General features: G+C 69.8%; 20 protein-coding genes. 18 read left to right on the forward strand and 2 right to left on the reverse strand.

What is annotated here, in order from left to right:
- Positions 1-79 precede the first annotated feature (79 nt).
- From ACZ7OO_RS16755 to rpsD, 3 genes are all read left to right on the forward strand, one after another.
- On the forward strand, positions 80-736 hold the full coding sequence (locus tag ACZ7OO_RS16755; RefSeq protein WP_471505381.1) for a vitamin K epoxide reductase family protein: 657 nt from the start codon (positions 80-82) through the stop codon (positions 734-736).
- A gap of 43 nt (positions 737-779) precedes the next feature.
- The gene (locus ACZ7OO_RS16760; RefSeq protein WP_471505382.1) at positions 780-2135 is read left to right on the forward strand and encodes a replication-associated recombination protein A; all 1356 of its coding nucleotides are present in this window, start codon (positions 780-782) and stop codon (positions 2133-2135) included.
- 305 nt (positions 2136-2440) lie between these two features.
- Positions 2441-3055 carry a 30S ribosomal protein S4 gene (gene rpsD / locus ACZ7OO_RS16765; RefSeq protein WP_351707197.1) on the forward strand — a complete coding sequence of 205 codons (615 nt, stop codon included), beginning with the start codon at positions 2441-2443 and terminating at the stop codon, positions 3053-3055.
- A gap of 28 nt (positions 3056-3083) precedes the next feature.
- On the opposite strand, the gene ACZ7OO_RS16770 is transcribed toward rpsD, so the two are convergent.
- Positions 3084-3230, reverse strand: a complete 147-nt coding sequence (locus ACZ7OO_RS16770) for a hypothetical protein (RefSeq protein ID WP_471505384.1) — start codon at positions 3228-3230, stop codon at positions 3084-3086.
- A gap of 188 nt (positions 3231-3418) precedes the next feature.
- Here ACZ7OO_RS16770 and ACZ7OO_RS16775 point away from each other — a divergent pair, with 188 nt between their 5' ends.
- The 13 genes from ACZ7OO_RS16775 (at position 3419) to nusB (ending at position 16273) form a co-directional block, all read left to right on the forward strand.
- The gene (locus ACZ7OO_RS16775) at positions 3419-3862 is read left to right on the forward strand and encodes a DUF948 domain-containing protein (protein WP_352223712.1); all 444 of its coding nucleotides are present in this window, start codon (positions 3419-3421) and stop codon (positions 3860-3862) included.
- Between the two features lie 11 nt (positions 3863-3873).
- On the forward strand, positions 3874-4221 hold the full coding sequence (locus tag ACZ7OO_RS16780; protein ID WP_471505386.1) for a hypothetical protein: 348 nt from the start codon (positions 3874-3876) through the stop codon (positions 4219-4221).
- Positions 4221-6893: an alanine--tRNA ligase gene (gene alaS, locus ACZ7OO_RS16785; RefSeq protein ID WP_471505387.1), complete on the forward strand. Its 2673-nt coding sequence runs from the start codon at positions 4221-4223 to the stop codon at positions 6891-6893. The genes ACZ7OO_RS16780 and alaS overlap by 1 nt, the downstream gene beginning before the upstream one ends.
- 15 nt (positions 6894-6908) lie before the next feature.
- Entirely contained in the window at positions 6909-7373 is a 465-nt protein-coding gene (ruvX, locus tag ACZ7OO_RS16790) for a Holliday junction resolvase RuvX (protein ID WP_352223709.1), read from the forward strand.
- A 122-nt stretch (positions 7374-7495) separates the two neighbouring features.
- Positions 7496-9211, forward strand: a complete 1716-nt coding sequence (mltG, locus tag ACZ7OO_RS16795) for an endolytic transglycosylase MltG (protein ID WP_471505389.1) — start codon at positions 7496-7498, stop codon at positions 9209-9211.
- Entirely contained in the window at positions 9192-10031 is an 840-nt protein-coding gene (locus ACZ7OO_RS16800; RefSeq protein WP_471505391.1) for a shikimate dehydrogenase, read from the forward strand. Before mltG ends, ACZ7OO_RS16800 begins: the two co-directional genes overlap by 20 nt.
- Before the next feature lie 167 nt (positions 10032-10198).
- Entirely contained in the window at positions 10199-11383 is a 1185-nt protein-coding gene (aroC, locus tag ACZ7OO_RS16805) for a chorismate synthase (RefSeq protein WP_471505392.1), read from the forward strand.
- Positions 11384-11394: 11 nt separating this feature from the next.
- Positions 11395-11898, forward strand: coding sequence for a shikimate kinase (locus ACZ7OO_RS16810; protein WP_471505563.1), 504 nt, complete (start codon positions 11395-11397; stop codon positions 11896-11898).
- The gene (gene aroB / locus ACZ7OO_RS16815) at positions 11895-12986 is read left to right on the forward strand and encodes a 3-dehydroquinate synthase (RefSeq protein WP_471505393.1); all 1092 of its coding nucleotides are present in this window, start codon (positions 11895-11897) and stop codon (positions 12984-12986) included. Before ACZ7OO_RS16810 ends, aroB begins: the two co-directional genes overlap by 4 nt.
- Before the next feature lie 142 nt (positions 12987-13128).
- Positions 13129-13965 (forward strand): Pro-rich N-terminal domain-containing protein, encoded by an 837-nt coding sequence (locus tag ACZ7OO_RS16820; RefSeq protein WP_471505395.1) that lies wholly within the window; start codon positions 13129-13131, stop codon positions 13963-13965.
- 156 nt (positions 13966-14121) lie between these two features.
- A complete protein-coding gene (locus tag ACZ7OO_RS16825; RefSeq protein ID WP_471505396.1) occupies positions 14122-15228 on the forward strand; it encodes a M24 family metallopeptidase in 1107 nt (368 codons plus the stop codon).
- A 44-nt stretch (positions 15229-15272) separates the two neighbouring features.
- Positions 15273-15839, forward strand: coding sequence for an elongation factor P (efp, locus tag ACZ7OO_RS16830; protein WP_352223702.1), 567 nt, complete (start codon positions 15273-15275; stop codon positions 15837-15839).
- A 2-nt stretch (positions 15840-15841) separates the two neighbouring features.
- Complete coding sequence (nusB, locus tag ACZ7OO_RS16835; protein WP_352223701.1) at positions 15842-16273, forward strand: transcription antitermination factor NusB; 432 nt, start codon at positions 15842-15844, stop codon at positions 16271-16273.
- 294 nt (positions 16274-16567) lie between these two features.
- Here nusB and bldD read toward each other — a convergent pair whose 3' ends face one another.
- Complete coding sequence (bldD, locus tag ACZ7OO_RS16840) at positions 16568-17071, reverse strand: transcriptional regulator BldD (protein WP_020938842.1); 504 nt, start codon at positions 17069-17071, stop codon at positions 16568-16570.
- Between the two features lie 252 nt (positions 17072-17323).
- Between bldD and pyrR the strand changes: the two genes are divergently transcribed.
- Positions 17324-17899, forward strand: a complete 576-nt coding sequence (gene pyrR, locus ACZ7OO_RS16845) for a bifunctional pyr operon transcriptional regulator/uracil phosphoribosyltransferase PyrR (RefSeq protein ID WP_352223700.1) — start codon at positions 17324-17326, stop codon at positions 17897-17899.
- An 85-nt stretch (positions 17900-17984) separates the two neighbouring features.
- A complete protein-coding gene (locus tag ACZ7OO_RS16850; protein WP_471505399.1) occupies positions 17985-18965 on the forward strand; it encodes an aspartate carbamoyltransferase catalytic subunit in 981 nt (326 codons plus the stop codon).
- The last annotated feature ends 1 nt before the right edge of the window (position 18966 follow it).

The following is an 18966-nucleotide window of genomic DNA, read 5'->3' on the forward strand; positions in this document are numbered from 1 at the left end:
CGGTGGACAGGGCGCCTCGTGCGGCACAATGGCCCCTGCCCGAAGAAGTTCCAACTCTCAAACAGGCGGAATCGGCGTGATGAGCAAGACGACAGTCAACGACGTCTCCACCGAGCCCGGGCCCGAGCATGTCTCCGCAGCACCGCGCACCGAGGGCGGCGGCATCGCCTTCGGTCTGCTGCTGATCATCACCGGCGCCGCCGGCCTGCTGGCCGCCTGGGTCATCACGATCGACAAGTTCAAGCTGCTGGAAGCCAAGGTCGAGGGCAAGACGTTCACCCCCGGCTGCAGCCTCAACCCGGTCGTCTCCTGCGGCAGCGTCATGGAGTCCAAGCAGGCCGCCGCCTTCGGCTTCCCGAACCCGATGCTCGGCCTGGTCTGCTACGGCATCGTCATCTGCGTCGGCATGAGCCTGCTGGCCCGCGCCCGGTTTCCGCGCTGGTACTGGCTGACCTTCAACTTCGGCACGCTCTTCGGCGTCGGCTTCTGCACCTGGCTGCAGTTCCAGTCCCTGTACCGGATCAACGCGCTGTGCCTGTGGTGCTCGCTGGCCTGGGTCGCCACGATCGTCATGTTCTGGTACGTGACCTCCTTCAACGTCCGCAAGAGCTTCCTGCCGGCCCCGAACTGGCTGAAGTCGTTCTTCGGCGAGTTCACCTGGGTGCTGCCGGTCCTGCACATCGGCATCATCGGCATGCTGATCCTGACCCGCTGGTGGGACTTCTGGACCAGCTGACAGCGCGCGCCGCATTGTCAGTGCCGTGTTTTAGGGTTTCAGCGTGGAACCCGACCTGTTCACCGCAGCCGCAGAAGAACGCCAGGAGAAGGACCCGACCGGCAGCCCCCTGGCGGTGCGGATGCGCCCGCGCACCCTGGACGAGGTGGTGGGCCAGCAGCATCTGCTGAAGCCGGGATCCCCGCTGCGCAGACTGGTCGGCGAGGGCTCCGGCGGCCCGGCCGGCCCCTCCTCGGTGATCCTCTGGGGCCCGCCCGGCACCGGCAAGACGACCCTCGCGTATGTCGTCTCCAAGGCGACCAACAAGCGGTTCGTGGAGCTCTCCGCGATCACCGCGGGAGTCAAGGAGGTCCGCGCGGTCATCGACGGCGCCCGCCGCGCCACCGGGGGATACGGCAAGGAGACCGTCCTCTTCCTCGACGAGATCCACCGTTTCAGCAAGGCCCAGCAGGACTCCCTGCTCCCGGCGGTCGAGAACCGCTGGGTCACCCTGATCGCGGCGACCACCGAGAACCCGTACTTCTCGGTGATCTCCCCCCTGCTCTCCCGCTCCCTGCTCCTCACCCTGGAACCGCTCACCGACGACGACGTCCGGGGGCTCCTCAGAAGGGCCCTGACCGACGAGCGCGGCCTCAAGGACTCCGTCGCCCTCCCCGAGGACACCGAGGAGCACCTGCTGCGGATCGCCGGCGGCGACGCCCGCCGCGCCCTGACCGCCCTGGAGGCCGCCGCCGGAGCCGCCCTCGACAAGGGCGAGCCGGAGATCGGTCTCCAGACCCTCGAAGAGGTCGTCGACCGGGCCGCCGTCAAGTACGACCGGGACGGCGACCAGCACTACGACGTGGCCAGCGCCCTCATCAAGTCCATCCGGGGCTCCGACGTCGACGCTGCCCTGCACTACCTGGCCCGCATGATCGAGGCCGGCGAGGACCCCCGCTTCATCGCCCGCCGTCTGATGATCTCCGCCAGCGAGGACATCGGGCTCGCCGATCCGGGAGCCCTGCCGATAGCCGTGGCCGCCGCCCAGGCCGTCGCCATGATCGGCTTCCCCGAGGCCGCCCTCACCCTCAGCCACGTCACCATCGCCCTCGCCCTGGCCCCCAAGTCCAACTCCGCGACCATGGCGATCGGCGCCGCCCTGGAGGACGTACGCAAGGGACTGGCCGGACAGGTGCCCCCGCATCTGCGCGACGGGCACTACAAGGGCGCCGCCAAGCTCGGGCACGCGCAGGGGTACGTCTATCCGCACGACCTGCCCGAGGGCATCGCCGAGCAGCAGTACGCCCCGGACCCGATCAAGGACCGCGAGTACTACACCCCGACCCGGCACGGCTCCGAGGCGCGGTACGCGGACGCGGTCGAGTGGACCAGGAAGCACCTGGGTCGCAGACGGTCCTGAGCAGCCTGTAGAATCCCTCGAAGCGCTGAGTCCCGCGCTGTCAGAGCGGGACAGTCGGCCGGAGCCTCCGCAAGGGGGCCCCAGGAGCGTCGCGCACCGTCGAACGGTGTCGCGGGCAGCCCACCACCACCTTGCCGTACGGCGGGAGCGGTCGGTGGGCCACTCGCGTGCTGCACGTATGTGCCCAGACCAGGGGAGCGGCTGCCCACCAGGCCCGGCAACGGGTTCCGGCGGGTTTCCCCGGCTGCGGATTGCGACCTCCCTTAACCCTGACAAGCCGGATATCAGAAGGAAGAAAGAGACAAGTGGCGAACCAGTCCCGCCCCAAGGTCAAGAAGTCGCGTGCCCTCGGTATCGCGCTGACCCCGAAGGCCGTCAAGTACTTCGAGGCCCGTCCCTACCCGCCGGGTGAGCACGGCCGCGGCCGCAAGCAGAACTCGGACTACAAGGTCCGTCTGCTGGAGAAGCAGCGTCTGCGCGCGCAGTACGACGTGTCCGAGCGCCAGCTCGTCCGCGCCTACGAGCGTGCCTCCAAGGTGCAGGGCAAGACCGGTGAGGCTCTGATCATCGAGCTGGAGCGCCGCCTCGACGCGCTGGTCCTGCGTTCGGGCATCGCCCGCACGATCTACCAGGCCCGCCAGATGGTCGTCCACGGCCACATCCAGGTCAACGGCCAGAAGGTCGACAAGCCGTCCTACCGCGTGCGGCCGGACGACGTCATCCAGGTCCGTGACCGCTCGAAGGACAAGACGCTCTTCCAGATCGCCCGTGAGGGTGGCTTCGCCCCCGACGGCGAGATCCCGCGCTACCTGCAGGTGAACCTCAAGGCCCTGGCGTTCCGCCTGGACCGCGAGCCCAACCGCAAGGAAGTGCCGATCATCTGCGACGAGCAGCTCGTCGTCGAGTACTACGCCCGCTGATCCCAGCCCCGGCATAGCACTCCAGGCGTCAGCCCGCCGTCTCCCCGCCCTTCCGGGTGGGCGAGGCGGCGGGCTTTGGCGTACCGGCACCGTCTCGCCGCTGCCGCACCGGCCCGCGCGGTGACGGCATCGCGTCCAGCGGCCGTACCCCGAAGTACTCCAGCGCCCGGGCCACCGCCGCCTCCCGGTCCAGCCGGGCACCCTGCCGTACGCACTCCGCGTACCGCTCCTCGCCCAGCGCCCGCCGGGCCGTCGTTCCCGCAACTCCACCTCCCGCGCGCGGTAATCCGGTAGGGGGTCCCGTCCCCGGCGCGATAGGCTCGGTGCAGACTTTTCGATGTTGAGGCACGTTTCAGGGAGCGGGTGCGCGCAGTGTCCGGTGGAGAGGTGGCCGGGATCCTGGTGGCCGTCTTCTGGGCGATCCTGGTCTCCTTCCTCGCGGTGGCTCTCGTGAGGCTGGCCCAGACGCTCAGGGCGACCACCAAGCTCGTGGCGGATGTGACCGACCAGGCCGTCCCGCTGCTCGCCGACGCCTCCGCGGCCGTACGCTCCGCACAGACCCAGATCGACCGGGTCGACGCGATCGCCTCCGACGTCCAGGAGGTCACCTCCAACGCCTCCGCGCTGTCGACCACCGTCGCCTCCACCTTCGGTGGCCCGCTGGTCAAGGTCGCGGCGTTCGGCTACGGCGTGCGCCGGGCTCTGGCCGGCCGCAAGGCGGAGGACGTGCCCGCCCGGGAGCCCGGGCGTACCGTGATCGTGGGCCGGACCGTGCCGGCCGCACGGCGGAAGAACCGGGGAAAGTAGGAGCCAGGCAGATGTTCCGCCGTACCTTCTGGTTCACCACCGGTGTCGCCGCCGGTGTCTGGGCCACCACCAAGGTCAACCGCAAGCTCAGGCAGCTGACCCCCGAGAGCCTCGCCGCCACCGCCGCGAACAAGGCGCTGGAGACCGGCCACCGGATCAAGGACCGGGCGATCGGTTTCGCGCTCGACGTCCGCGACAACATGGCCCAGCGGGAGGAAGAGCTGGGGGAGGCGCTGGGCATCAACGTGGACCCCGAACTCCCCGCGCCCCGGCGGTTCGCCGCCATCGAGAACAACCGCAGCAACCCGAAGTACATCGAGAACACGACGTACTCGCACGACCGGAATGAGGACCACTGATGGAGTCGGCAGAGATTCGCCGCCGCTGGCTGAGCTTCTTCGAGGAGCGCGGGCACACCGTCGTCCCTTCGGCGTCGCTCATCGCGGACGACCCGACTCTGCTCCTCGTCCCGGCCGGCATGGTGCCCTTCAAGCCCTACTTCCTGGGTGAGGTCAAGCCGCCCTTCGACCGCGCCACCAGCGTGCAGAAGTGCGTGCGCACACCGGACATCGAAGAGGTCGGCAAGACCACCCGGCACGGCACCTTCTTCCAGATGTGCGGCAACTTCTCCTTCGGCGACTACTTCAAGGAAGGCGCCATCAAGTACGCCTGGGAGCTGCTCACCAGCCCCCAGGACAAAGGTGGTTACGGCCTTGAGGCGGACCGCCTGTGGATCACCGTCTACAAGGACGACGACGAGGCCGAGCGCATCTGGCACGACGTCATCGGCGTGCCGAGGGAGCGCATCCAGCGCCTCGGCATGAAGGACAACTACTGGTCCATGGGCGTCCCCGGCCCCTGCGGCCCCTGCTCCGAGATCAACTATGACCGCGGCCCCGAGTTCGGCGTCGAGGGCGGCCCGGCCGTCAACGACGAGCGGTACGTGGAGATCTGGAACCTGGTCTTCATGCAGTACGAGCGAGGCGAGGGCATCGGCAAGGACAACTTCGAGATCCTCGGCGAGCTCCCGAGCAAGAACATCGACACGGGCCTCGGCCTGGAGCGTCTCGCCATGATTCTGCAGGGCGTGCAGAACATGTACGAGATCGACACCTCCATGGCCGTCATCAACAAGGCCACCGAGCTGACCGGCGTGGCCTACGGCGACGCCCACGACTCGGACGTCTCGCTGCGCGTGGTCACCGACCACATGCGTACGTCCGTGATGCTCATCGGCGACGGTGTCACCCCCGGCAACGAGGGCCGCGGCTATGTCCTGCGCCGCATCATGCGCCGCGCCATCCGCAACATGCGGCTGCTCGGCGCCACCGGCCCGGTCGTCCTCGACCTGATCGACACCGTCATCCGGATGATGGGCCAGCAGTACCCGGAGCTGGTCACCGACCGCGAGCGCATCGAGAAGGTCGCCGTCGCCGAGGAGAACGCCTTCCTCAAGACGCTGAAGGCCGGCACCAACATCCTCGACACCGCCGTCACCGAGACCAAGGAGGCCGGCGGCACGGTCCTCGCCGGCCACAAGGCCTTCCTGCTCCACGACACCTGGGGCTTCCCGATCGACCTCACTCTCGAAATGGCCGCCGAGCAGGGGTTGGCCGTGGACGAGGAGGGCTTCCGCCGCCTGATGAAGGAGCAGCGGGAGCGCGCCAAGGCCGACGCCCAGGCCAAGAAGACCGGGCACGCCGGCGCCGGCGCCTACCGTGAGATCGCCGACAAGACCGGCGCGACCGACTTCATCGGCTACTCCGACACCGAGGGCGAGACCACCATCGTCGGCATCCTCGTCGACGGCGTCTCCTCGCCGGCCGCCACCGAGGGGGACGAGGTCGAGATCGTCCTGGACCGCACCCCGTTCTACGCCGAGGGCGGCGGCCAGATCGGCGACACCGGCCGGATCAAGGTGGACACGGGTGCCGTCATCGAGGTCCGCGACACCCAGAAGCCGGTCCCGGGCGTCTACGTCCACAAGGGTGTCGTCCAGGTCGGCGAGGTCACCGTCGGCGCCAAGGCCCACGCCTCGATCGACTCGCGTCGCCGCAAGGCCATCGCCCGCGCCCACTCGGCCACCCACCTCACCCACCAGGCGCTGCGCGACGCCCTCGGCCCGACGGCCGCCCAGGCCGGTTCCGAGAACCAGCCCGGCCGCTTCCGCTTCGACTTCGGCTCGCCGTCCGCCGTTCCGACGGCCGTGATGACCGACGTCGAGCAGAAGATCAACGAGGTGCTCGCCCGCGACCTTGACGTGCGCGCCGACATCATGGGCATCGACGAGGCCAAGAAGCAGGGTGCCATCGCCGAGTTCGGCGAGAAGTACGGCGAGCGGGTGCGTGTCGTGACCATCGGCGACTTCTCCAAGGAGCTGTGCGGCGGCACCCATGTGCACAACACCGCCCAGCTCGGCCTGGTGAAGCTGCTCGGCGAGTCGTCGATCGGATCCGGTGTCCGCCGTATCGAGGCCCTCGTCGGCGTCGACGCCTACAACTTCCTCGCCCGTGAGCACACGGTCGTCGCCCAGCTCCAGGAGCTGATCAAGGGCCGCCCGGAGGAGCTTCCGGAGAAGGTCTCCGCCATGCTCGGCAAGCTGAAGGACGCCGAGAAGGAGATCGAGAAGTTCCGCGCGGAGAAGGTGCTGCAGGCCGCCGGCGGTCTGGTCGAGTCCGCCAAGGACGTGCGCGGTGTGGCCGTGGTGACCGGGCAGGTCCCGGACGGCACCACCCCCGACGACCTGCGCAGGCTCGTCCTCGACGTGCGCGGCCGCATCCAGGGTGGACGGGCCGCCGTGGTCGCTCTGTTCACGGTCAACAACGGCAAGCCGCTCACGGTCATCGCCACCAACGACGCTGCCCGCGACCGCGGCCTCAAGGCCGGTGACCTGGTGCGCACCGCCGCCAAGACCCTCGGTGGCGGTGGCGGCGGCAAGCCGGACGTCGCCCAGGGCGGCGGCCAGAACCCGGCCGCCGTCGGCGAGGCCATCGACGCGGTGGAGCGTCTCGTGGCCGAGACCGCCAAGTAAGAAACGGTCACGAATATGCGCAGAGGACGTCGACTCGCCATCGACGTCGGGGACGCCCGGATCGGGGTCGCCTCGTGCGACCCCGACGGGATCCTCGCCACCCCGGTCGAGACCGTCCCCGGCCGGGACATCCCCGCCGCCCACCGCCGACTGCGGCAACTGGTCGAGGAGTACGAACCGATCGAGGTCGTCGTCGGCCTCCCGCGCTCCCTCAAGGGAGGCGAGGGCCCGGCCGCCGTCAAGGTCCGGGCCTTCGCCCAGGAGCTGGCCAAGGGCATCAAGCCGGTGCCGGTCCGGCTGGTCGACGAGCGGATGACGACCGTGACGGCCAGTCAGGGACTGCGCGCCTCGGGGGTGAAATCCAAGAAGGGCCGCTCGGTCATCGACCAGGCGGCCGCGGTCATCATCCTCCAGCAGGCGTTGGAATCCGAACGGGTGTCAGGTAATCAGCCCGGTGAGGGCGTCGAAGTGGTCATCTGATCGCGATACGGTAACGTTCCGCGCGATGCGATGGTTTTCGAACAGCCACTGCACAGCAAGAGGCGGAACGCCGGTCGGCCCACCAGCCGCGTGACGCGCCGCCTCGCGGCTCTAGGGGATCGATGACTGAGTATGGCCGGGGCGAAGGCTCCGAACCGTGGCATCCGGAGGACCCGTTGTACGGGGACGGCGGATGGGGAGGACAGCAGGCCCACGTGGGTCAGCAGTCCCCCTACGGCGGCCAGCCGCAGCACTATCCGCAGCAGTCGCAGCAGCAGCACGGCGACTGGGGCCAGCACCCGCAGGGCGGGTACGACCAGCACCTCGTCCAGCAGCAGTACGCCTACTACGACGAACAGGGCCAGCTCCAGTACGCCGACGGCCACAGTCAGCAGCAGTACGACCAGCAGTACGTCGGACATGCCCCGCAGCAGTACCACCAGGGCGGTTGGGACGCGACCGGCACCCACGGCCAGGTGCCCTACGCCGCCGACCCGGGCGACCCCTACGGCCAGCAGCCGGTGGCGTACGGCGGGGAGCAGCCCGATTTCTACGGAACCGAGGACGCCTACCCGCCGCCGGAGCCGCCCGGCCGACGGCGGGATCCGGAGGCCGAACCGCAGCCGGAGCCCGTGGCCGAGGAGGAGGAGCAGCACCCCTTCTTCACGGGCGCCGACGATGACGACGACGATGACGACGACCCGAAAGGGCGCCGCGGTGGTGGCCGCGGCAAGGACGCGAAGGGCGGCAAGGGGGCCAAGAAACGCCGTAACGGTTGTGCCTGTCTGGTGGTCTGCCTGGTCTTCGGCGGCGGTGCGGCCGGAGTCGGCTACTACGGCTGGCACTTCTACCAAAATCGTTTCGGTGCGGCCCCGGACTACGCGGGCGGCGGCAACGGCTCGGTGACCGTCGAGATCCCGAAGGGCGCGGTCGGCTATGACATCGGCCGGCGTCTGAAGGAGGCCGGCGTCGTCAAGAGCGTCGACGCGTTCGTGGCCGCCCAGTCGCAGAACCCGGACGGAAAAACGATTCAGGCAGGCGCCTACCAACTGAAGAGGGAGATGTCCGCCGCGAGTGCCGTGCAGTTGATGCTCGACCCGAAGAGCAGGGCCAATGTGGTGGTCACCCCGGGCGAGCGCGCGGCAGCCGTCTACGCGGCCCTCGACAAGAAGCTCGGGCTTTCCTCCGGCACCACCAAGAAGGTCGCCAAGACCGAATACAAGACCCTTGGCCTGCCGAGTTACGCGAACACCAACAGCAAGATCATGGACCCGCTGGAGGGCTTCCTCTTCCCGGGTACCTATCCCGCCGCCAAGGGCATGAAGCCCGATGTGATCCTGAAACAGATGGTCGCCGCGGCCAAGGAAGAATACGCCGGCTTCGACCTCGCGGCACAGGCGAAGAAGTACAACCTGGACAACCCGCTGCAGGTCATCACGGTCGCCAGCCTCGTCCAGGCCGAAGGAAAGACACACGACGACTTCCGCAAGATGGCGGAAGTGGTCTACAACCGTCTCCAGCCCACGAACACCGAGACGAACCAGTTGCTGCAATTCGACTCGACCTTCAACTACCTGAAGGGCACGAGCAACATCCATATCAGCGAGTCGGAGATCAACCGCAACAGGGATCCCTACAACACCTACACCCAGAAGGGTCTTCCGCCAGGTCCGATCGGCAACCCCGGCGACGAAGCACTGAAGGCGGCGCTGAATCCGACCGAAGAAGGCTGGATCTATTTCGTGGCGACCGACGGCCAGAGCAACACCGAATTCGCGAAGACCTACGAAGAATTCAAGCAGCTCAAGGAAAAGTTCAATGCCAACTCGGGCAACTGATGCCCGCCGGGCCGCCGTGCTCGGTAAGCCCATCGCCCACTCCCTCTCCCCGGTGCTGCACCGGGCCGCGTACGGCGAACTCGGGCTCACCGACTGGTCGTACGAGCGCTTCGAGGTCGACGAGACCCGGCTGCCCGGCTTCCTCGGGCAGTTGGGACCGGAATGGGCGGGTCTGTCGCTGACCATGCCGCTGAAGCGGGCGGTGATCCCGCTGGTCGACGAGATCAGCGAGACGGCGGCCTCGGTCGACGCGGTCAACACGGTCGTCTTCACGGAGGACGGCCGACGGCTCGGGGACAACACCGATATCCCGGGCATGGTCGCCGCGCTGCGCGAGCATGGCATCGAACAGGTCGATTCCGCCGCCGTCCTCGGCGCAGGTGCCACAGCGTCCTCGGCGCTGGCCGCGCTCGCCCGGATCTGCACCGGCGAGGTCGTCGCCTACGTCCGCAGCGAGGAGCGCGCCGCAGAGATGCGGCACTGGGGCGAGCGGCTCGACGTCGAGGTCCGCACCGCCGACTGGGCCGACGCCGAGCAGGCGCTGAGCGCCCCACTGGTGATCGCCACCACCCCGGCCGGTACCACCGACGCCCTCGCCGCCGCCGTACCCGAGCGCCCCACCACCCTGTTCGACGTCCTCTACCACCCCTGGCCCACGGCGCTCGCCGCACGCTGGTCCATGTTCGGGGGAGCCGTCGTGAGCGGCCTCGACCTTCTTGTCCATCAGGCCGTGCTCCAGGTCGAACAGATGACCGGCCGCGCCCCGGCGCCCCTGGAGGCCATGCGTCGCGCCGGGGAGAAGGCGCTCGCAGAGCGCTGACGCGGCACACATCCGCGTCCGTCTGCTGGACCGGCGGCCGGGTTCACCGCCCGGACGTGGGAGGATCGGAGTGGCGGACCGGGGCCGCGCACCCGGTCGGGCCGTCGCCGTACGCGAGGACACGCGTACGCAGGGCAGTACCAGGGCGCGAGCACTGAGGAGCAACGTTGAGCAGGCTGCGTTGGCTTACCGCGGGGGAGTCCCACGGTCCCGCACTTGTCGCGACGCTGGAGGGCCTTCCCGCCGGCGTGCCGATCACGACCGAGATGGTCGCGGACCACCTGGCGCGGCGGCGGCTCGGCTATGGCCGCGGTGCGCGGATGAAGTTCGAGCGCGACGAGGTCACCTTCCTGGGCGGCGTGCGGCACGGTCTGACCCTCGGCTCCCCGGTCGCGATCATGGTGGGCAACACCGAGTGGCCCAAGTGGGAGCAGGTGATGGCGGCCGACCCGGTCGATCCCGGGATCCTCGCGGGGCTGGCCCGTAACGCGCCGCTGACCCGCCCGCGTCCCGGCCACGCCGACCTCGCCGGCATGCAGAAGTACGGTTTCGACGAGGCCCGGCCGGTTTTGGAGCGTGCCTCCGCGCGGGAGACCGCGGCCCGGGTGGCACTCGGCGCGGTCGCCCGCTCGTACCTGAAGGAGACGGCCGGCATCGAGATCGTCTCCCACGTCGTCGAGCTGTGCGCGGTCAAGGCCCCGAAGGGTGTGTACCCGACCCCGGCCGACGTCGAGAGGCTGGACGCCGACCCGCTGCGCTGCCTGGACGCGGATGCGTCGAAGGCGATGGTCGCGGAGGTCGACCAGGCCCACAAGGACGGCGACACCCTCGGCGGTGTGGTCGAGGTGCTGGCCTACGGCGTGCCGGTCGGCCTCGGCTCGCACGTCCACTGGGACCGCAGGCTGGACGCCCGCCTCGCTGGTGCCCTGATGGGCATCCAGGCGATCAAGGGCGTCGAGGTCGGCGACGGCTTCGAGCTGGCCCGGGTGCCCGGCTCCCAGGCGCACGACGAGATCGTGGGCACGCCCGAGGGCATCCGGCGGGTCTCCGGGCGTGCCGGAGGCACCGAGGGCGGGCTGTCCACCGGTGAACTGCTGCGGGTGCGGGCCGCGATGAAGCCGATCGCGACCGTGCCGCGCGCCCTGCAGACCGTGGACGTGTCCACCGGCGAGGCCACCCAGGCCCACCACCAGCGCTCCGACGTGTCCGCGGTGCCGGCCGCGGGGATCGTCGCCGAGGCGATGGTCGCGCTGGTGCTGGCGGATGCGGTGGCGGAGAAGTTCGGCGGTGACTCGGTGCCCGAGACCCGCCGCAACGTGCGGTCCTACCTCGAGAACCTGGTCATCCGGTGAGCAGCGCGCCGATGGTGGTGCTGGTCGGGCCGATGGGGGTGGGCAAGTCCACGGTCGGGCAGCTGCTCGCCGAGCGGCTCGGCGTCGGCTACCGGGACACCGACGAGGACATCGTCGCCGCCGAGGGCCGCACCATCGCCGACATCTTCGTGGCCGAGGGCGAGCCGGTCTTCCGGGAGATCGAGAAGCGGGCGGTGCGGGTGGCGCTGGCCGAGCACGAGGGCGTCCTGGCGCTCGGCGGCGGTGCGATCCTCGACGCGGACACGCGTGCGCTGCTCGCCGGACGGCGGGTGGTCTACCTCTCGATGGACGTCGAGGAGGCCGTGAAGCGCACCGGTCTGAACGCGGCCCGGCCGCTGCTCGCCATCAACCCGCGCAAGCAATGGCGCGAGCTGATGCAGGCGCGGCGGCACCTGTACGAGGAGGTCGCCACGGCCGTCGTCGCGACGGACGGCCGTACGCCCGAAGAGGTCACCCAAGAAGCCCTGGACGCACTGGAGTTGAAGGAAGCATGAGCGAGGCAGTCACCCGGATCCAGGTCGGCGGCACGGCGGGCACCGAGCCGTACGAGGTCCTGGTCGGCCGTCAACTCCTCGGCGAACTGGGCGGACTGGTCGGTGAGAAGGCCAAGCGGGTCGCCGTGATCCACCCCGAGGCGCTCGCCGAGACCGGCGACGCGCTCCGCGCCGACCTGGCCGGGCAGGGCTACGAGGCCGTCGCCATCCAGGTGCCCAACGCGGAGGAGGCCAAGACCGCCGAGGTCGCCGCCTACTGCTGGAAGGCGCTCGGCCAGTCCGGGTTCACCCGCTCCGACGTCATCGTCGGCGTGGGCGGCGGGGCGACGACGGACCTGGCCGGTTTCGTGGCCGCCACCTGGCTGCGCGGGGTCCGCTGGATCGCCGTCCCGACCACCGTCCTCGCCATGGTCGACGCGGCGGTCGGCGGCAAGACCGGCATCAACACCGCCGAGGGCAAGAACCTGGTCGGCGCCTTCCACCCGCCGGCGGGTGTGCTCTGCGACCTGGCCGCACTGGATTCGTTGCCCGTCAACGACTACGTCTCCGGGCTCGCCGAGGTCATCAAGGCCGGCTTCATCGCCGACCCGGCGATCCTGGAGCTCATCGAGTCCGACCCCCAGGCCGCGCGCACCCCGGCCGGCCCGCACACGGCCGAGCTGATCGAGCGCTCCATCCGGGTCAAGGCCGAGGTCGTCTCCTCCGACCTCAAGGAGTCGGGCCTCAGGGAGATCCTCAACTACGGCCACACGCTCGGCCACGCCATCGAGAAGAACGAGCGCTACAAGTGGCGGCACGGCGCCGCGGTCGCCGTCGGCATGCACTTCGCCGCCGAACTGGGCCGGCTCGCCGGACGCCTGGACGATGCGACGGCGGACCGCCACCGCACGGTCCTGGAGTCGGTCGGCCTCCCGCTGTACTACCGCTACGACCAGTGGCCCAAGCTCGTCGAGACGATGAAGGTCGACAAGAAGTCCCGCGGCGACCTGCTGCGCTTCATCGTCCTGGACGGCCTCGCCAAGCCGACCGTCCTGGAGGGCCCGGACCCGGCCGTGCTGCTCGCCGCCTACGGCGAGGTCGGGCAGTAAGTCAGCCGTTGTTCCTTCCGCCCGATTCGCCTCGCGGCACGGGCACTTCGTACCGCCCCCGGCCGTTTCACCAAACGACGACCGGGGGCGGTACCGTTCGGTAACGAGCGCAGCCGAACATGACGAGACGGAGTGGCACCGGATGCAGCACGCAGTGGGATCTCCGCTGCCGCCGCCCCATCAGCCGGGGCAGGGACCGACCGGCTGGCCGCCGGCCGCACACCACCCGGGAGCGCCGCAGGGCCCCGCGCCCGTGCCGCCGCCACCGGCCGCGCCCCCGCAGCCGTCGGTTCCGCCGCCTCCCCCGCTGCCCTCGGCCCCGCCGCCCCCCGACACCACGGGCCATGTCCCGCTGCCGCCGGGCGCCCCGGTGGGTATCCCCACCGCACCCCCGGCCGCGACCACCGCGCCCGACCCGACCGCCACCACCCTGGCCGTCCTCCTCATCGGCCCGGCGGGTGCGGGCAAGACGAGCGTGGCCAAGTACTGGGCCGATCACCGCCGGGTCCCCACGGCCCACATCAGCCTCGACGACGTCCGCGAATGGGTCCGCTCCGGCTTCGCCGACCCCCAGTCCGGCTGGAACGACAACGCCGAGGCCCAGTACCGCCTGGCCCGCCGCACCTGCGGCTTCGCCGCGCGCAACTTCCTCGCCAACGGCATCTCGTGCGTCCTCGACGACGCGGTCTTCCCTGACCGCCCGGTCGTCGGCCTCGGCGGCTGGAAGCGCCACGTCGGTCCCGGCCTCCTCCCGGTCGTCCTCCTCCCCGGCCTGGACGTCGTCCTGGAGCGCAACGCCGAACGCACCGGCAACCGCCGCCTCACCGACGAGGAGGTGGCCCGCATCCACGGCCGCATGGCGGGCTGGTACGGCTCGGGCCTCCCGATCATCGACAACTCACAGCTGGACGTGCCGAGCACGGCCCGCGTGCTGGACGAGGTCCTGGCACGGGCGATAGCGAGCCCGCCCAGCTGGTAAATGAGGATCAGCGGAGAAACCCGAGGGGCGCGAGGCTGTATCGATGTGCGGCTCCGCCGCCTGGGCGAGCAACCTCCACCGGCCCGCATCCGACAACGCGCCCCACTCGGCCCTCCTCAACCGGCAAAAATCGCCCACGACTCCTACGCTCGACTCATGTCAGAGGTGTACGCCACCCGCCGAACCCGCCTACGGGACCGCTGCCAAGCCGGCGGCAGCGCCTCCGCCCTCATCTCACACCCCGCCAACGTGAGATACCTGGCCGGCGCCGTCCCCACCGGCTCAGTCCTGCTGCTCGGCAAACGCGAGGACCTCCTCGTCAGCCCCGGTGCACAGGACGACCGCCCCACCGAGGCACGCCCCGACGACTCACTTCGGCAGCACCTCATCGAAGGACCCGGCGGCGACCCCGCCGTGGCCGCCGCCGGCCTCGCCGCCGCTCAGGACGCCGATGCCCTCGCCGTCGAGGAGCACCACCTCACCGTGACCCGGCACCGCGCTCTCGCCTCGGTCGCCCCCCGTCTGCGCCTCACCGACCTCGGCTGTGCCGTCGAGCAGCTCAGGATCGTGAAGGACGAGGAGGAGATCTCCTGCCTCCGCATCGGCGCCGAGATCGCCGACCAGGCCCTCGGCGAGCTGCTGGAGTCGATCCTCGTCGGCCGTACCGAACGGCATCTCGCCCTCGAGCTGGAGCGCCGCCTGGTCGACCACGGCGCCGACGGCCGGGCCTTCCCCACCTCCGTGGCGACCGGACCGAACTCCGGCCGTCGCGGTCACCGCCCCACCGACCGGCGGGTCGAGGAGGGCGACTTCCTCTCCGTCTGCCTCGGCGCCACCTACCGTGGCTACCGCTGCGAGATCGGCCGTACCTTCGTCATCGGCACCTCGCCCGCCGACTGGCAGATCGAGCTGTACGACCTCGTCTTCACCGCCCAGCGGGCCGGCCGGGAGAGGCTCGTGCCCGGGGCCGCGTACCGCGACGTGGACCGCGCCGCCCGCCAGGTACTGGACTCCGCGGGCTATGCCGAGGGACTGCAGCCCCTCACGGGACACGGCGTCGGACTCGAAATCGACGAGGACCCGCAGCTTGCCCCGTCGTCCATGGGTAAACTGGACGCTTGCGTGCCGGTCACCGTCGAACCGGGGGTCCACCTCCCGGGCCGGGGCGGTGTCCGGATCGATGACACGCTCGTCGTACGCCCTGAGGCGGACGGCGGACCCGAGCTACTCACCATCACGACCAAGGAGCTGCTCGCGCTGTAGCGCGTGACCCGGGGTCGTACGTCAGTCCAGGAGATTCCGCAACCGTGGCTTCCACGAACGACCTCAAGAACGGCCTGGTGCTCAAGCTCGAAGGCGGCCAGCTCTGGTCCGTCGTCGAGTTCCAGCACGTCAAGCCCGGCAAGGGCCCGGCCTTCGTGCGCACCAAGCTGAAGAACGTGCTGTCCGGCAAGGTGGTCGACAAGACCTTCAACGCCGGCGTCAAGGTCGAGACGGCCAACGTCGACAAGCGCGACATGCAGTTCTCGTACATGGACGGCGACTACTTCGTCTTCATGGACATGGACACGTACGACCAGCTGCACGTCGACCGCAAGACCGTCGGCGACGTCGCGAACTTCCTGATCGAGGGCTTCGAGGCCATGGTCGCGCAGAACGAGGGGCAGGTGCTCTACGTCGAGCTGCCCGCCGCCGTCGAGCTGACCATCGCCGAGACCGAGCCGGGCGTCCAGGGCGACCGCTCCACCGGCGGCACCAAGCCCGCCAAGCTGGAGACCGGCTACGAGATCCAGGTCCCGCTCTTCATCACCTCCGGTGAGAAGATCAAGGTCGACACCCGCACCGGCGACTACCTCGGCCGGGTGAACAGCTAACCGTGGCTGCCCGCAACACGGCCCGCAAGCGTGCCTTCCAGATCCTCTTCGAGGGCGACCAGCGCGGGGCCGACGTCCTGACCGTTCTGGCGGACTGGATCCGCCTCTCCCGGGACGACACCCGGCAGCCGCCGGTGAGCGAGTACACGATGCAGCTGGTCGAGGGCTACGCCGAGCACACGCGGCGGATCGACGAGCTGATCGCCCAGTACGCGGTCGGCTGGACGCTCGACCGGATGCCGGTCGTCGACCGCAACATCCTGCGCCTCGGGGCGTACGAGCTGATCTGGGTCGACGAGACGCCGGACGCGGTCGTCCTCGACGAGATGGTGCAGCTGGCGAAGGAGTTCTCGACGGAGGAGTCGCCGTCGTTCGTGAACGGACTGCTGGGGCGGCTGAAGGAGCTGAAGCCGTCGCTGCGCCGGGAGGCGTGAGCCGAGAAAACGCCGGAGGGCCTGCAGCGTGCGCTTGCTGCGGGCCTTCCGGCGTCTGGGTGCCCAGTGGGATGGGTGGTGCGCTCAGAGGGCGTCTGCGGGGCGTGTGGGGGCTTGTCGCGTCCACACGTCCACGCGGGGGGGGCGCATATCGATACAGCCCCGCGCCCCTGTGGTGGATGTGTGGCCGTCGGTCGGTACGCGAGGGGGCGATGACGAAAAGCCGCCGGGTGGCCGGAACCCACGGGTTCCGGCCACCCTCGGCGGCACGTTTCTGCTCAGGCGTTTTGCGGGTCAGGCGTCCTCGTGGGTGGCCACCGCGCGGCGGGCGTCCGCGTCCAGGACGCCCCAGCTGATCAGCTGCTCGGTAAGGACCGAAGGGGACTGGTCGTAGATGACGGCCAGGGTGCGCAGGTCGTCCTGGCGGATCGACAGCACCTTGCCGTTGTAGTCACCGCGCTGGGACTGGATCGTCGCCGCGTAGCGCTGGAGCGGGCCCGCCTTCTCGGCCGGCACGGTGGCCAGCCGCTCCAGGTCCAGGACCAGCTTCGGCGGGGGCTCGGCGGCTCCGCCCGGGGTGGTGCCCGGCAGCAGCTCCTGCACCGGAACGCCGTAGAAATCCGCCAACTCGGCAAGGCGCTGCACGGTCACGGCACGGTCGCCGCGCTCGTACGAACCGACCACCACGGCCTTCCAGCGCCCCTGGGACTTCTCCTCGACACCGTGGAGGGAAAGGCCCTGCTGGGTGCGGATGGCCCGGAGCTTGGCCCCGAGCTGTTTGGCGTATTCGCTGGACATATGGCTCCCCGGACACTGTGTCGACGCGGCCGGCCTTGGTCCCGCCGCGCGGCTGGTAACTCACTGTGAGGTTACGCAGCGTTACTCTCTCGCGTCAAGCCGAATGGTCCGCACCGACTCTTCCGTGGAAGCGATGACCGATTAGGCCAAGGGGGTGATCAGGGGCCTCTCCGGCACCTGATACGGTGGATGGCGCAAATCCGACGTCCTTTAAGGTCCGTCCCGTGAGGCGGAGAAGGAGGTCCGTTTCGTATGGACAAGCAGCTCAGGCCTGACCTTCAGGCATCCGATGCCCGGCCCGTTCTCGAAGGGCCCGACATCGCGCGGGTGCTGACCCGCATCGCCCACGAGATCGTCGAGCGCGCCAAGGGCGCCGACGACGTGGTTCTCCTCGGCATTCCGACCCGCGGTGTCTTCCTCGCCCGGCGGCTCGCCGCCAAGCTGGAGGAGATCACCGACCGCAAGATGCCCGTCGGTTCGCTCGACATCACCATGTACCGCGACGACCTGCGCATGCACCCGCCGCGTGCGCTGGCCCGCACCGAGATCCCCGGTGACGGTATCGACGGCAGACTGGTCGTCCTCGTCGACGACGTGCTGTTCTCCGGCCGCACCATCCGCGCCGCCCTCGACGCCCTCAACGACATCGGGCGCCCGCGCGCGGTCCAGCTCGCGGTCCTCGTCGACCGAGGCCACCGCGAACTGCCCATCCGCGCCGACTACGTCGGCAAGAACCTCCCCACGTCGCTGCGGGAGACGGTCAAGGTCCTGCTCACCGAGGAGGACGGTCGCGACACCGTGCTGCTCGGTGTGAAGCCGACCTCGTAGCAAGCCCAGGGGTCCGCACCGGACGGGTGCGCCCACGCTTGCCCGCAATCTCCCGATATATGAACTGCCTTACGGAGCCTGACAGATGCAGCGTCATCTCATCTCGGCCGCCGACCTCACCCGCGACGACGCCGTCCTGATCCTCGACACCGCCGAGGAGATGGCCAGGGTCGCCGACCGGCCGATCAAGAAGCTGCCGACCCTGCGCGGCCGCACCGTGGTCAACCTCTTCTTCGAGGACTCGACCCGGACCCGGATCTCCTTCGAGGCCGCCGAGAAGCGGCTGTCGGCGGATGTCATCAACTTCTCCGCCAAGGGGTCGAGCGTCTCCAAGGGCGAGTCCCTGAAGGACACCGCCCAGACCCTGGAGGCCATGGGTGTCGACGCCGTCGTCATCCGGCACGGCGCCTCCGGAGCCCCCTACCGCCTCGCCAACTCCGGCTGGATCGACGCCGCCGTCATCAACGCGGGCGACGGCACCCACCAGCACCCCACCCAGGCCCTGTTGGACGCCTTCACCATGCGCCGCCGGCTCGTCGGCCGGGACGCCGGGATAGGGCAGGACCTGGCCGGCAAGCGCATCACCGTCGTCGGCGACGTCCTGCACAGCCGGGTCGCCCGCTCCAACGTCGACCTGCTGCACACCCTCGGCGCCGAGGTCACCCTGGTCGCTCCGCCCACCCTGGTGCCGGTCGGTGTCGGGAACTGGCCCTGCGAGGTGTCGTACGACCTCGACGCCGTCCTACCCAAGTCCGACGCGGTGATGATGCTGCGCGTCCAGCGCGAGCGCATGAACGCCGCGTTCTTCCCGACCGAGCGCGAGTACTCGCGGCGCTACGGCCTCGACGGCGACCGCATGGCGCGGATGCCCGAGCACGCCATCGTGATGCACCCGGGACCGATGGTCCGCGGCATGGAGATCACCGCCGAGGTCGCCGACTCGGACCGCTGCACCGTGGTCGAGCAGGTCGCAAACGGAGTCTCCATCCGGATGGCCGTTCTCTACCTCCTGCTCGGCGGCAACGAACCCGCCGGCAGTCCCGCCCGCAGCATCGAGGAGAAGTAAG

The sequence above is a fragment of the Streptomyces sp. NPDC111744 genome, assembly GCF_055634995.1.